Below are 14,393 nucleotides of genomic sequence, written 5' to 3' on the forward strand. Positions count from 1 at the left end.
GGGGGAAAGCCGAAGCTCCCGGGTGGGTCGGTGACCATCGCCCCCGACCCGCCCGGGGTCCCAACCCGGCTGCTACTTACCGGCGTTGGCCGCGTTCACGAGCGCGTCCTGCGTCACCGCGCCGACGTAGACCTTGCCGTCGTCGGTGAGCAGCGCGTTCACCAGCTTCGTCTTGAAGACGGTGCCCGAGCCGAACTCGCCGGTGACCTTGTCGCCGAAGGAGTCCAGGAGACCCTGGATCTCCTTCGGCGCTTCGTCGGTCTTCGGGGCCGGGGCGCCGCTGTCGAGCTTCGCGATCGTCGTCCAGCCCTCGCCGATGACGTTCAGCTCGCCGTCCTTCCCGAGGCCGCCGAGGCCGGGCAGGTCACCGAAACCCTTCTCGAAGTCCTCGGGGAGCTTCTCCTCCCGCGCGCCCTTCTCCGCGGCGCCCTCGGTCACCTTCGCGCCCTCGGGGACCTTGAAGTCGAAGGTCGAGGCCGCGGGCCTGCCGAAGTCGACCTTCGTGAAGCCCGCGTCGACGACCGGCTTGCCGCCCTCGACCGAGGCGAAGGTGAACTTGAGCGGGGTGCCGGTCCCCGCGTCCACGGCGATCTTGATCGACTCGACCGTCGAGCCGGACTGCTTCGGCTTGATCAGCAGCTGGTAGGCGTCCCGGCCGGCGACCTTGGCCGTGCCGTCGACAGTGATCGAGGTGGTGTCGCCGGCCGCCTTCAGGACCTCGTCGGCGAGCTCCTTCGGGGTGGTCGGGAGCTCCTTCGAGGGCTTCTCCGTCCCGGCGTCCGCGCCTTCGGGGGCCTTCTCGTGGAAGACCTCCTCGGACTTGCTGTCGTAGGCCCAGACGTCGGCGCCGTTGTGGATCAGGCTGTACTCGTCGGAGCCGTCGAGCAGCGTCAGCTTCTGGCGGTCGGGGCCGTCGGCGGCAACCCGCAGGGTGTGCGTACCGGAGACGAGCTCCGTGAGCTTCTCGGTGGGGTCCGCCGTGGAGGAGCCGCCGGCGCCGCCGGCGAGACCGCCGAGGCCGGCCAGGCCGTCGAGGGGCAGGCCGAGGTCGGTGGAGATCCTGAAGGTGCCGGACAGGGTCTGGGTGTCCGAGGCGGCGATCTTCTCGATGAGCTGCTGGGCCGTGATCTCCGGCAGGTCCGGGTCACCGGCCGCCGCCAGTGCCGGGACGAGCCCGATGGTCGCCGCGGCCACTCCTGCCACCGCGACCGGGACGATGAACCGGCTCGCCTTACGGGTGTCTGCCATGGTCTCCGCTTCCTCCGTGCGCCCTAGTGGTCGATGACTCCATCTGACCAAAACGGCGGCACGGAAGCGTCAGCCCCGGGGATCAACCTCGCGTACTGCTTCGGGATGACCCGACCCTGAGATCGCCTCACCCGCACGGGTTACGGGACCACCGCGGCCGACGCCCCGAAATCCGGGCGGCCGGCCGGCGGAAGGGCCTCAGCGGGCCCGGTGGACCACCGCGTCGCACATCTCCTGGAGCGCCGACTTCGCGTACCCGTCGGGCAGCGGCGCCAGCATCTCCCGCGCCTCCTCCGCGTACCGCACGGTGTCCCGCCGGGCCTGCTCCAGGGCCGGGTGGACGCGCAGCCGCCGCAGGACCTCGGCGTGCCGCTCGTCGTCCGTCAGATCGCTGTCGACGAGGGCGACGAGCTCGACGTCCTCCGGGCGGCCGTGGGCGGCCGCCGCGGCCCGCAGGTGCAGGACGGGCAGGGTCGGGATGCCCTCGCGGAGGTCGATGCCCGGGGTCTTGCCGGACTCGTGGGAGTCGGAGGCGATGTCGAGGACGTCGTCGGCGAGCTGGAAGGCGACGCCGAGCCGCTCGCCGTACTGGGTGAGGATGTCGACGACGCTCTCGTCGGCGCCGGACATCATCGCGCCGAAGCGGCAGGAGACGGCGACGAGCGAGCCGGTCTTGCCGCCGAGGACGTCGAGGTAGTGCTCGACGGGGTCGCGGCCGTCGGTCGGTCCCGCGGTCTCCAGGATCTGGCCGGTGACGAGTCGTTCGAACGCCTCGGACTGGATCCGTACGGCCTCGGGGCCGAGGTCCGCGAGCGTGTGCGAGGCGCGGGCGAAGAGGAAGTCACCCGTCAGGACGGCGATCGAGTTGCCCCAGCGCGTGTTGGCGCTCGGCACCCCGCGCCGGACGTCCGCCTCGTCCATGACGTCGTCGTGGTAGAGCGTGGCGAGGTGGGTGAGCTCGACGACCACGGCGGAGGGCACCACGCCCGGCGCGTAGGGGTCGCCGAACTGGGCGGCGAGCATCACGAGCAGGGGGCGGAACCGCTTGCCACCGGCCAGGACGAGGTGCTGCGCGGCCTCCGTGATGAAGGGGACATCGCTCTTGGTGGCGTCCAGGAGGCCCGCCTCCACAGCCGCCAACCCGGTCTGGACATCGGCCTCAAGAGCCTGGTCCCGCACGCTAAGACCGAACGGCCCGACGACGGTCACGAGGGGGTCTCCTGTCTGCTGACGCCTGCTGACGATCACATGGACTGTTTGACGATCACACGGATTGTCGATGTGTCGCTCGATTCACTCAAGCCAGCGTATCCGGTCACCTTTCGATCACCGTGGGCGCCTTCCCGTCACCCCCGGTATGTTCGTGATCAGCTCATACGACCAGGAGTATGCGTTTTGTCCCGAACAGCGATCGATACGGATCCGAACGGCGAGCAGCCGCCCCCGGAGGACGACCACGCGTTCCTCGGGCACCCACGCGGTCTGCTGACCCTCTCGGGCCTGGAGGTCTGGGAGCGGTTCTCGTTCCTCGGCATGCAGGCCATCCTCGTCCTCTACTTCGCCGCGAGCGTCTCCGACGGCGGCCTCGGCATGGCCGCCGGCACCGCCGCCTCCGTCTCCGCCGCCTACGGCACGCTCGTCTACCTCGTCTCGGTGGCCGGCGGCTGGCTCGCCGACCGCGTCCTCGGCTCGTACCGCGCGGTCCTCTGGGGCGGGATCCTGATCGCCTGCGGCCACTACGCCATGGCCGTGCCGACGGCCGCGATGACCTGGGTGGGCCTCGGCCTGATCAGCGCCGGCACCGGCCTCCTCAAGCCGAACGTGGCGACCATGGTCGGCAAGCTGTACCGCACCGACGACGACCGCCGCGACGCCGGTTTCGCGCTCTACTACATGGCGATCAACATCGGCGCCTTCGCCGGACCGCTGATCACCGGCTGGCTCGCCGACCACAAGGGCTACCACTGGGGCTTCTCGGCCGCCGCGATCGGCATGACCTTCGGCCTGATCCAGTACGTGGCGGGCCGCCGTCACCTGGCCGGGCGCAAGCACGCCGCCGAGTTCCCGCTCGCCCCGGACGCCCTGCGCAGGGCCGTCCGGCTGATGGCCGTCGGCGCGCTCGTGACGGCCGCCGTCGCCGTGGCGCTCGCCCTCGCCGGCTGGCTCACCATGGACCGGTTCGTGGACCTGCTGACCCTGATCTCGGTCGTCGCGCCCGTCGTCTACTTCTGGGTGATGTTCACCAGCCCCCGGGTCACGGCCGGGGAGCGCGGCCGGCTGAGGCCGTACATCGTGCTCTTCCTGGCCTCGGTGGCGTTCAACTTCATCCTCTTCCAGGCGTACTCGACGATGATGCTGCTGGCCTCCACCAACGCCCGCACGACCATCCTCGGCTTCGACTTCCCGGCGAGCTGGTACGCCTCCGCCCTCGGGGCCTTCGAGGTCCTCCTCGCCCCCGTCGTGGCCGCCGTCTGGGCCCGGATGGGGACCCGGCAGCCGCACGCCTCCAACAAGATCGCCTTCGGTGTGATCCTCGGCGGCCTCTCCTTCCTCCTGATGGTCCTGCCGACCTCCGGGCACGCCGACGACACGTACCAGATGGCCGCCTGGTGGATCGTCGGCTCGTACCTGCTGCTCGGCCTCGGCGACGTGCTCCTGGAGACCTCGGGGATGTCCGCCACGAGCAAGCTCGCCCCGAAGGCCTTCGCCAGCCAGACGATGTCGCTGTGGTTCCTGTCGCTCGCGCTCGCCAACGGCATCCAGGCCCAGACCGTGAAGCTCTACGACGACGTCTCCAAGCCCGTCTACTTCGGCGTCAACGGCGCCGTGGCCATCGCCGTCGGCCTCGCCGTGATCGCCCTGGCGCCCTGGCTGCGCCGCACCATGCACCCCGTCCACTGAGGCAGCCCCGAGGTGAGCTCATGCCGAAGATCCGCACCGACTTCCCGTACGAGACCCGCCACGAGGACGTCCGCATCCCGCTGCCGGACGGCACGAGGCTGTACGCCCGGATCTGGCGCCCGGTCACCGAGGAGCCCGTACCGGCCCTCCTGGAGTACCTGCCGTACCGCCTCACCGACTGGACCGCGCCGCGCGACTGGCAGCGCCACCCCTGGTACGCGGGACACGGCTACGCCTCCGTACGGGTCGACGTCCGCGGCCACGGCAACAGCGAGGGCCTCCCCGGCGACGAGTACGACGCCGTCGAGCTCGCCGACGGCGTGGCCGTCGTGAACTGGCTCGCCGAACAGCCCTGGTGCTCGGGGAAGGTCGGCATGTTCGGCATCTCCTGGGGCGGCTTCAACGCGCTCCAGATCGCCGCCCTCGCCCCCGAACCCCTGAAGGCGGTCGTCACCGTCTGCTCCACCGACGACCGGTACGACAACGACGTCCACTACATGGGCGGCTCGGTCCTCGGCGTCGACATGCACGCCTGGGCCGCCACCATGCTCGCCTTCGTCTGCCGCCCGCCCGACCCGCGGTACGCGGGCGAGCAGTGGCGCGCGATGTGGCTGGAGCGCCTGGAGGCCGTGGACCCGCTCATCCACACCTGGCTCGCCCACCAGACCCGCGACGCCTACTGGAAGCACGGCAGCGTCTGCGAGGACTACTCCGCCGTCGGGGCCGCCGTCCTCGCCGTCGGCGGCTGGCACGACCCCTACCGGGACACCGTCCTGCGGCTCGTCCAGCACCTCCCCCAGGACCGGGTGCGCGGCATCATCGGCCCCTGGTCCCACCAGTACCCGGACCGCGGCCTGCCCCCCGGCCCCGCCATCGGTTTCCTCCAGGAGACCCTGCGCTGGTGGGACCACCACCTCAAGGGCGCCGAGAACGACGTGATGGCCGAGCCGCTGCTGCGCTCCTGGATCAGCGACTCGCACCCGCCGGCCACCGTCTACGAGGAGCTGCCGGGCCGCTGGGTCACCGACCCTGCCTGGCCCTCCCCGAACGTCACCCCCGTCACGTACGCCTTCCAGGGCTCCCCCGTCGTGGTCGACTCGCCCCAGCAGACCGGCATCGACGCCGGCCGGTTCTTCCCCTTCGGCAACGACGCCGACCTCCCGCCCGACCAGCGCGAGGAGGACGCCCACTCGGCCTGCTTCGACTTCCCCGTCCCCGAGGACGGCAGCCCCATCGAGATCCTCGGCCGCCCGGCCGTGAGCCTCTCGCTGCGCGCCGGCGCCCCCACCGGCCAGGTCGTCGCCCGGCTCTGCGACATCGCCCCCGACGGCTCCTCCACGCTCGTCACGCGCGGCGCGCTCAACTTCTCCGCCCGCTACGGGCGCGACCGGGCCGTGGAGGCGCAGGTCGGCGAGGCGGAGAGCTTCGACTTCGAGCTGAACGGCATCGGGCACACCTTCCCGCCCGGCCACCGGGTGCGGCTCGCGGTCTCCTCCACGTACTGGCCGTGGATCTGGCCGCAGCCGGACGCGAAGGGCTTCACGCTCGACCCGGTGGGCTCCTCCCTCACCCTGCCGGTGCGCCGCCACACGGAGGACGCCGTCGAGTGGGCGGAGCCGGAGCAGTCCGAGCCGCTGGGCGTCGCCTATCCGCGCACCCTGGAGGAGCCGCGCCCGGAGCGGGTCGTGGTGCGGGACGTGGCGAAGGGCGAGTGGAGGCTGGAGGTCGACCCGAAGTACGGCGGCACGCGCGTGTACCCGGACGGCCTGGAGTTCACCGAGGACGCCGTGGAGACGTACACGATCGACGAGGGCGACCCGCTGTCCGCGCGGACCCGCTCGGAGTGGGCGATCCGGCTGCACCGGCCCGAGACGGCCTGGGACGTCACGGTCGACACGCGCTCGGAGATCTCCTGCGACGCGGACGCCTTCCTCACCGTCAACGAGGTGGTGTGCAAGGAGAGCGGCGAGGTCGTCTTCCACCGCACCTGGGAAGAGCGGATCCCGCGCACGGCCGGCTGAGGACGGACGTGCGAAGGCGCCATGCGAAGGCGCCCGCACCCCGACGGGGGAACGGGCGCCTTCCTCACTGCCTTACGCGTTCGTGCCGGCCTTGCGGCGGCGGGCGAAGACCAGCGCGCCGGCGCCGAGGGCGACGGCGCCCGCGGCGGCGAGACCCAGCGGCAGGGTGTCGTTCGCACCGGTGGCGGCGAGGGCGCCGTTGTTCACGGGGGTGTTCGACGAGCCGCCCTGCTGGGTGGTGTTGCCGTTGCCCGTGGAGGCGGTGGCGGTCGGCGCGGGGGTGGCGGTCGTCGTCGACGGGGTGGGCTCCGGGGACTCCGTCGCCGAGGTGGGCTTCGGAGTCGGCTTGCCGTCCTCAGCCGCGAGGATGTCGAACTCGGCGGTCGCGAAGTCCTCGGCCCCGCCGCAGGCGTCGTCCTCGCCGGTCTCGTGCGCGCTGCCCGCGAAGACCATGCCCTCTCCGACGGGGGCGTCCGCTTCGACCGTGAGCCGCAGCTTCACGTCGGCGGAGCCGCCCTTGACCAGCTTGCCGAGCTCGATGGAGTCGAACTTCTCGGAGAACTCCGTCCACTCCAGGTTGTCGGCGGAGGACCACTCGACCTGGATGAGGCGGCTCTCCCAGTCCGTCTCCTCGTCGATGAGCTCACCGGGCTCCGGCAGGTGGAGGGCGTTGGCGTAGGCCTGGACGTCCTCCAGGGTCTGGTCGGAGGTGTTGGTGACGCGCAGCGAGAAGACGGCGCTGGTGCCCGCGGTGATCGTCTTGGGACCGGTCAGCGCGACCTTGAGGGAGGGGTCCTTCTCCATGTCCTCCTCATCGCAGATCATGCCGTCCTCGAAGTCCTCCAGGGCTTCCTCGGCGTCGGCGAGATCCTGTTCGGCCACCACGATCTGGGCATCGATGCGGCCCACCTTCCGCGTGAGGGCGACATGCGCGTCGTCGTAGGCGGTGTCCGCGTCCTTCAGACGGAGGTCGGCGGCGGTCTTGGTGGCGGCGGCGGCCTCGGCTGCGGTCTTCGCGGTGGTGACGGCCAGCTCGGCCGCAGCGATCTCCTCCGGGGTGGCGGTGCTGCCGGTCTCCTTCAGCTTCGCCAGGTCCGCCTCGGCGGTGACGAGCGCCGCGTCGGCGGTGGCCTTCGCGGTCTTGGCGGCCTCGGCGGCGGCCGTGGCCGCGGCCAGCTCGGTCTTCAGGGCCTCGTCGATCTTGTTGTCCCTGATGTCCTGCACGGCCGCCTTGCGCTGGGCCTTGAGGTCGTCCAGCTTGGCCTCCGCCGCGGCGACTGCGGCGATGAGCTTCTCGTACTCGGCGAAGTCATCCCCGTCCGGGTCCTCGTCCGAGGCGGGCTTCTGCGTCGAGGCGGGCGTCGGCTTGGTGTCGGCGAACGCGGGCGCGGCGGACAGGAACACGACCGGGGTGGTCACGGCGGCGGCCACGGCGGTCGCGAGGATGCGGCGAATCTTCACAGTGCGGACCTTTTTCCTGGTCAGGGATGGCGAAAGAGAGCGTGAGGGCGTGCCTCCGCGGGGACTTCACGCGGCGCGACGCCATCGCGATCGTATGGCTCGGGGGGCCTCCCCGGGAGCCCTGTTTCCGCAGTTGGGGAGGGGTGCTCCAACCAATCTCGGCCACATACCGCGTAAATACGGACAGTTGCCCACGGAGGCCGCACTTTCTGTGTGATCCATGTCATCAGCGCCCGGCGGCCCGCCCCGTAACGTGTCCCCCACACACGTGGAAAGCGAGGCACGCACAGATGTCCGAGCACAGCCCGCTCGACCTGGCCGAGGGCGATCCCTTCGGCCCGCACAACCTCCCGTACGGCGTCTTCACCGCCGCCGACGAGCCCGAGCGGCGCCGGCTCGGCGTCCGGATCGGCGGGTACGTGCTGGACGCGGGCGCCGCCGCGCACGCGCTCGGCTCGCCCTACGCGACGCTGCTCGCCCAGCCGAGCCTGAACCCGCTGCTCGCGGCCGGGCGGACCGCCTGGCGCGACGTGCGCCGGGCGCTCACGGCCTGGGTGACGGTGCCCGCGCACCGCGCGGACATCGAGCCGCTGCTGCACTCGCTGGACGCGGTGACGCTGCACCTGCCGTACGAGGTCGCGGACTACGTCGACTTCTACGCGAGCGAGCACCACGCGACGAACGTGGGCCGGATGTTCCGCCCCGACGGCGACGCCCTCACCCCCAACTGGAAGCACCTGCCGATCGGTTACCACGGCCGCGCGGGCACGGTCGTGGTCTCCGGCACCGATGTCGTCCGCCCCTCCGGGCAGCGCAAGGCGCCGACGGACGCGGCCCCGGTCTTCGGGCCCTCCGTGAAGCTGGACATCGAGGCGGAGGTCGGCTTCCTCGTCGGCACCCCGTCGGAGCTCGGCCGGCCGGTCGCGCTCGGCGACTTCCAGGAGCACGTCTTCGGTCTGACCCTGCTGAACGACTGGTCGGCGCGGGACATCCAGGCCTGGGAGTACGTGCCACTCGGCCCGTTCCTCGGCAAGTCGTTCCAGACCTCGGTCTCGGCCTGGGTGACACCCCTGGAGGCGCTGGACGCCGCCCGGACGGCCCCGCCGGCCCGGGACTTCCCGCTGCTCCCGTACCTGGACGACGCGGCCGCGGAGGAGCCGGGCGGCTTCGACGTGCGGATCACGGTGGAGATCAACGGCGAGGCCGTGGCCGAGCCGCCGTTCTCCACCATGTACTGGACGGCGGCCCAGCAGCTCGCCCACATGACGGTGAACGGCGCCTCGCTGCGCACGGGTGACCTGTACGGCTCCGGGACGGTCTCCGGGCCCGAGGTGGGCCAGCGCGGCTCGCTCCTGGAGCTCACCTGGAACGGCCGCGACGCGATCGAACTGGCCGGTGGCAAGCGGACGTTCCTGGAGGACGGCGACGAGGTCGTGCTCACGGCCTGGGCGCCGGGCCCGGACGGCACACGGGTGGGTCTCGGCGAGGTCCGGGGCCGGATCGTTCCTTCCGCGTAGGTCTCAGCGGAGCCGCCAGAGGGCGGGGACGTTCGGCGGCTCCCAGCCGGCCTGGGCCGTGTGCGCCTGGAGGCACACGTAGCCCGGGCCGCCGTACGTGGCGGTGTCCCCCGCCCGGTAGGCGGTCCCGGCGGCCCAGCTGCCGCCGGGCGGCTGGGTCGTCGCGGTGGCCGTCGGGGTCGGACCGGGGGTCTGCGGCACGTTCAGGACGAAGTCGAAGGCGGCCTCCCGGACCCCGCCCGTGTCCCGCACGGTCATCAGCAGCCGCGGGTCGAAGATCGTGTCGGTGTTGTTGCGGGGCTCGTTCGGGAAGTACAGCTGGGTGGTGAGCACCGGGCGGCCGGGGGCCTGGAGCTTGACGTGGATGTGCCGGGTGCGGCCGGGGTAGAGGCCGGGCACGATCGTGGTGAGCTTGAAGGCGCCCTGGGCGTCGGTGAACTGGTGCCCGCGGAAGCGGAAGCCGGTGTTGTCGTAGGCGCCGTTGGTGTCGGCCTGCCAGAAGTCCAGCAGGACGCCGGCTATCGGCCGGCAGGCGAGCCCGAAGACGTAGCCGCTGACGGTGAGTCGCACGCCGACCGTGCCGGACTCCAACAGGCTCGTGCGCAGGGGCGAGTTGGGCTTGAAGTAGGGGCCTTCGGTCTGCGGCGGGGTCGGGTCGTCGCCGTCGTCGCACTCCGGGGTGAGCGCGGGCGCCGCCTCGCCGGCGGTGAGGGTCCGGGCGAGCGCCGGGACGCCCATGAGCACCGCGGGCGCCGCCATGCCGGCGGCGAGCGCGGCACGCAGCACCGCCTTGCGGGTGACGTGGCCGGTACTGGTTTCGTGGTCCATGCCTGCTCCTCGTGCGGGGGGGGCTTGGGTCGCTACGAACCTAGGCGCGTGCGCCGCCGCCTTCGAGGGACGGAACACGGCCGTCGTGGTGTTTTCGGAAGTCCCCCGGGCTGCGGCCGGTCTCGCGGCGGAAGAAGCGGCAGAAGTAGGCGGGGTCGTCGAAGCCGGCCCGCCGGGCGACCTGATGGATCGACAGGTCCGTCCCGAGCAGCAGGCGTTGGGCCTCGCGCGTGCGTGCCTCGCGGAGCAGCACGCCCGGGGTCCGGCCGGTGGCGGCCCGGACGGCCGCGGTGAGGTGGCCGGGCGTGACCCCGATCAGCTCGGCGCACTCCCGCACGGACCGGTGGTCCTCGCCGGTACGGGCGATCAGCCGGGCGAACTCCTCGGCGACGGCCCCCGTCCGGCCCCCCGGCGCCCCGGCCCCGGCGTCGGGCCCCGGTCCCGGCAGTCGCGCCGTGCGGACGAGGAGGACGCGCAGCAGGGACCGCAGGACCGTCGCGAAGCCGGGGTCGCCGTGCCCGTACTCCTCGGCGAGTTCGGCCATCAGGCGGGCGGTACGGGCGTGCGTGGGCCCGTCGAGGGTGAGCCAGGGGCGCTCGCCGAGGCGGCGCAGCAGCTCCCGGTCGCCGGGGTGGTCGAGGAGGAAGTCCTCGGTGAAGAGGACGACGGTGCCGTCCAGGCCGCGGGCGTCCTCCCAGCGGTGCACCTGTCCGGGCACGATCACGGCCAGGTGGGGCGGGCGCAGCTCCCATCGGGCCAGGTCGACGACGTGGGCGCCGGTCCCGGCGGTGACGTGGACGATCTCGTAGAAGGTGTGGCGGTGCGGGAAGGCGGCCCGGGACATGGGGCCGAGGGCGTCGAAGCTTCCGGCGGCGAAGGGCACGTCGTCGGGCAGGCGCAGTTCCAGCCGGTGGACGGGCGGCTCGCCCGCGCGCGGGGCGGCGCAGGGAGTCCCTGGTAAGACGGTCGAGCCACGCATCGGGCCGCTTCCCTCTCGACGGCTGGTACAGACCATTCGGGGCGGTCTCCACGATGGCACGGGCACGTCCCATGGGTCACCCCCGCGTGCGGCATCCCCGGCCGGGCGGCCGATGCCGCCGAAGGCCCCCCGCACCCGCAGGCACGCAGAAGGGGCCCGGCTCGCCACGAGCCGGGCCCCTCCCCGTACGGACCGCGTACGGGCTACCGCACGAACACGCTCGCCTGGTTCGCCAGGTCCAGGAAGTACTGCGGCGCGACGCCGAGCACCAGCGTGACCACCACACCCGCCGTGATGGTGAGCGTCGTCAGGGCCGAGGGCACGGCGACCGTCGGGCCGTCCGCCTTCGGCTCGCTGAAGAACATCAGCACGATCACCCGGATGTAGAAGAACGCGGCGATCGCCGAGGAGAGCACACCGACCACGACGAGCGCGCCCGCGCCGCCGTCCGCCGCCGCCTTGAAGACCGCGAACTTGCCGGAGAAGCCGGAGGTCAGCGGAATGCCGGCGAAGGCGAGCAGGAAGACCGCGAAGACCGCCGCGACGAGCGGCGAACGACGGCCGAGACCCGCCCACTTGGACAGGTGGGTGGCCTCGCCGCCCGCGTCCCTGACGAGCGTGACGACGGCGAACGCGCCGATCGTCACGAAGGAGTACGCCCCCAGGTAGAAGAGGACGGACGAGATGCCGTCGGGGGTGGCGGCGATGACACCGGCCAGCAGGAACCCGGCGTGTGCGATGGACGAGTAGGCCAGGAGCCGCTTGATGTCGGTCTGGGTGATGGCGACGATCGCACCGCCCAGCATCGTGGCGATCGCGACGCCCCACATGACCGGCCGCCAGTCCCAGGTGAGGCCCGGCAGCACCACGTACAGCAGACGCAGCAGCGCACCGAACGCGGCGACCTTCGTCGCGGCGGCCATGAAGCCGGTGACCGGGGTCGGGGCGCCCTGGTAGACGTCCGGGGTCCACATGTGGAACGGCACGGCGCCGACCTTGAAGAGGAGCCCCGTGAGGACCATGGCGAAGCCGATGAGCAGCAGGACGTCGTTGCCCATGGTGTCGGCGAGCGCCGGGTTCACGGAGACGACTGCGCCGTCGACGACCCGGGCGATCGTCGCGTACGAGACGGAGCCCGCGTAGCCGTAGAGCAGGGCGATCCCGAAGAGCAGGAACGCCGAGGAGAAGGCGCCGAGCAGGAAGTACTTGACGGCCGCCTCCTGCGACATCAGCCGCTTGCGGCGGGCGACGGCGCAGAGCAGGTACAGCGGGAGGGAGAAGACCTCCAGGGCGACGAAGAGCGTCAGGAGGTCGTTGGCCGCGGGGAAGACCAGCATGCCGGCGATCGCGAAGAGCGCGAGCGGGAAGACCTCGGTGGTCGTGAAGCCGGCCTTGACGGCCGCCTTCTCCTGCTCGCTGCCGGGGACGGCCGCGGCCTCGGCGGCGAAGGAGTCGACCTTGTGGCCGTGGTCGGCCGGGTCGAGCCTGCGCTCGGCGAAGGTGAAGATCGCGACGATCGAGGCGAGGAGAATCGTGCCCTGGAGGAACAGGGCGGGTCCGTCGACGGCGATGGCACCCATGGCCGCGATCTGGGCCTTGGTGGTGCCGTAGCCGCCGGCCGCCAGGGCGACGACGGCGGCGAAGGCCGCGGCGAGGGCCAGGACGGAGAGGAACACCTGGGCCACGTACCGGCCCTTGCGGGGCACGAAGGCCTCAAGGAGGACGCTGACGATCGCGGCGCCGACCACGATGAGCACGGGCGAGAGCTGCGTGTACTCGATGTGGGGGGCCGGGATCTTGTTCAGCGGCTCGACCGCCGCCGTCGTCCACAGGCTGTGGACAGCCGTTGTACTCACTGGGCGGCCTCCACGTTGGGCACGGTGGGCTGGGGGTCCTTCTGCTGGACGTCGGACATGGTGTGCTGCACCGCCGGGTTGACGACGTCCGTCAGCGGCTTCGGGAAGACGCCGAGGAAGATCAGGACGGCGATCAGCGGGACGACCACCGCGAGTTCACGCACCCGCAGGTCGGGCAGCTCCCGCACCTCCTCCTTCACCGGCCCGGTCATCGTCCGCTGGTACAGGACGAGGACGTAGAGCGCGGCGAGGACGATGCCGGTGGTGGCGATGATCCCGGCCACCGGGTACCGGGCGTAGGTCCCGACCAGGACCAGGAACTCGCTGACGAACGGCGCGAGTCCGGGCAGCGACAGGGTCGCGAGGCCGCCGATGAGGAAGGTGCCGGCGAGCACCGGGGCGACCTTCTGCACACCGCCGTAGTCGGCGATGAGCCGCGAGCCGCGCCGGGAGATCAGGAATCCGGCGACGAGCATCAGCGCGGCCGTCGAGATGCCGTGGTTGACCATGTAGAGCGTGGCACCGGACTGGCCCTGGGTGGTCATCGCGAAGATGCCCAGGATGATGAAGCCGAAGTGCGAGATCGACGCGTAGGCGACCAGCCGCTTGATGTCCCGCTGGCCGACGGCGAGCAGCGCCCCGTACACGATGCTGATGAGCGCGAGGACGATGATCGCCGGAGTGGCCCACTTCGAGGCCTCCGGGAAGAGCCCCAGGCAGAAGCGGAGCATCGCGAAGGTGCCGACCTTGTCGACGACCGCGGTGATCAGGACGGCGACCGGGGCGGTCGCCTCCCCCATCGCGTTCGGCAGCCAGGTGTGCAGCGGCCAGAGCGGCGCCTTCACCGCGAAGGCGAAGAAGAAGCCGAGGAAGAGCAGCCGCTCGGTGTTGGTCGCCATCTCCAGCGTGCCGTTGGCCCGCGCCTCGGCGATCTCCGTGAGCGAGAAGTTCCCCGCGACCACGTAGAGCCCGATGACGGCGGCCAGCATGATGAGGCCGCCGACCAGGTTGTAGAGCAGGAACTTGACCGCCGCGTACGAGCGCTGGGCCGCCGCGTTCTCGTCGGAGCCCGAGTGCGCCCGGTCGCCGAAGCCGCCGATGAGGAAGTACATCGGGATGAGCATGGCCTCGAAGAGGACGTAGAAGAGGAAGACGTCGGTGGCCTCGAAGGAGAGGATCACCATCGCCTCGACCATGAGGATCAGCGCGAAGAAGCCCTGGGTCGGGCGCCAGCGGGACGACTTCGTCTCCAGGGGGTCGGCGTCGTGCCAGCCCGCCAGGATGACGAAGGGGATCAGCAGCGCGGTGAGCGCGATGAGCGCCACCCCGATGCCGTCGACCCCGAGTTCGTACCGGACGCCGAAGTCCTTGATCCAGGCGTGCGATTCGGTCAGCTGGTACCGCTCGCCGCCGGGCTCGAACCGTACGAAGACGACGGCGGCGAGCACCAGCGTGGCGAGCGAGACGAGCAGCGCCAGCCATTTGGCGGCGGTGCGGCGGGCGGCGGGGACGGCGGCGGTGAGGATCGCACCGGCCGCCGGCACCGCTGCCGTCAACGTAAGGAGCGGGAAAGACATGTGAG

Annotated in this window: 10 protein-coding genes; 3 read left to right on the forward strand and 7 right to left on the reverse strand. The window is 71.6% G+C overall.

Translation table 11 applies throughout. The annotated features are described in order from the left end of the window. Positions 1–72: 72 nt before the first annotated feature. Both IE124_RS08515 and IE124_RS08520 read right to left on the reverse strand, forming a co-directional pair. Positions 73–1,248, reverse strand: a complete 1,176-nt coding sequence (locus IE124_RS08515) for a LolA family protein (protein WP_189506475.1) — start codon at positions 1,246–1,248, stop codon at positions 73–75. Between the two features lie 198 nt (positions 1,249–1,446). Continuing rightward, positions 1,447–2,457, reverse strand: coding sequence for a polyprenyl synthetase family protein (locus IE124_RS08520; protein ID WP_189506477.1), 1,011 nt, complete (start codon positions 2,455–2,457; stop codon positions 1,447–1,449). Between the two features lie 186 nt (positions 2,458–2,643). Between IE124_RS08520 and IE124_RS08525 the strand changes: the two genes are divergently transcribed. Together IE124_RS08525 and IE124_RS08530 are read left to right on the forward strand one after the other, a co-directional pair. Next, positions 2,644–4,149: a peptide MFS transporter gene (locus IE124_RS08525; protein WP_189506479.1), complete on the forward strand. Its 1,506-nt coding sequence runs from the start codon at positions 2,644–2,646 to the stop codon at positions 4,147–4,149. A 20-nt stretch (positions 4,150–4,169) separates the two neighbouring features. After that, positions 4,170–6,170, forward strand: a complete 2,001-nt coding sequence (locus tag IE124_RS08530) for a CocE/NonD family hydrolase (protein ID WP_189506481.1) — start codon at positions 4,170–4,172, stop codon at positions 6,168–6,170. A 72-nt stretch (positions 6,171–6,242) separates the two neighbouring features. Here IE124_RS08530 and IE124_RS08535 read toward each other — a convergent pair whose 3' ends face one another. Then, complete coding sequence (locus IE124_RS08535; protein ID WP_189506483.1) at positions 6,243–7,631, reverse strand: LPXTG cell wall anchor domain-containing protein; 1,389 nt, start codon at positions 7,629–7,631, stop codon at positions 6,243–6,245. Between the two features lie 290 nt (positions 7,632–7,921). Here IE124_RS08535 and fahA point away from each other — a divergent pair, with 290 nt between their 5' ends. Continuing rightward, complete coding sequence (gene fahA / locus IE124_RS08540; RefSeq protein WP_189506485.1) at positions 7,922–9,148, forward strand: fumarylacetoacetase; 1,227 nt, start codon at positions 7,922–7,924, stop codon at positions 9,146–9,148. A 3-nt stretch (positions 9,149–9,151) separates the two neighbouring features. Here the strand turns inward: fahA and IE124_RS08545 are convergent, their stop codons facing one another. The 4 genes from IE124_RS08545 to IE124_RS08560 all read right to left on the reverse strand — a co-directional run bounded on the left by IE124_RS08545 (position 9,152) and on the right by IE124_RS08560 (position 14,388). Further along, positions 9,152–9,976, reverse strand: a complete 825-nt coding sequence (locus tag IE124_RS08545; protein ID WP_189506487.1) for a dioxygenase family protein — start codon at positions 9,974–9,976, stop codon at positions 9,152–9,154. 40 nt (positions 9,977–10,016) lie between these two features. Then, positions 10,017–10,955, reverse strand: coding sequence for a helix-turn-helix transcriptional regulator (locus IE124_RS08550; protein ID WP_189506489.1), 939 nt, complete (start codon positions 10,953–10,955; stop codon positions 10,017–10,019). Between the two features lie 203 nt (positions 10,956–11,158). Continuing rightward, entirely contained in the window at positions 11,159–12,811 is a 1,653-nt protein-coding gene (gene nuoN, locus IE124_RS08555; RefSeq protein WP_189506491.1) for an NADH-quinone oxidoreductase subunit NuoN, read from the reverse strand. Next, positions 12,808–14,388, reverse strand: a complete 1,581-nt coding sequence (locus IE124_RS08560; protein ID WP_189506493.1) for an NADH-quinone oxidoreductase subunit M — start codon at positions 14,386–14,388, stop codon at positions 12,808–12,810. The genes nuoN and IE124_RS08560 overlap by 4 nt, the downstream gene beginning before the upstream one ends. Positions 14,389–14,393: the final 5 nt, after the last annotated feature.

It is taken from the genome of Streptomyces narbonensis (assembly GCF_014649015.1).
Taxonomy (GTDB): domain Bacteria; phylum Actinomycetota; class Actinomycetes; order Streptomycetales; family Streptomycetaceae; genus Streptomyces; species Streptomyces narbonensis.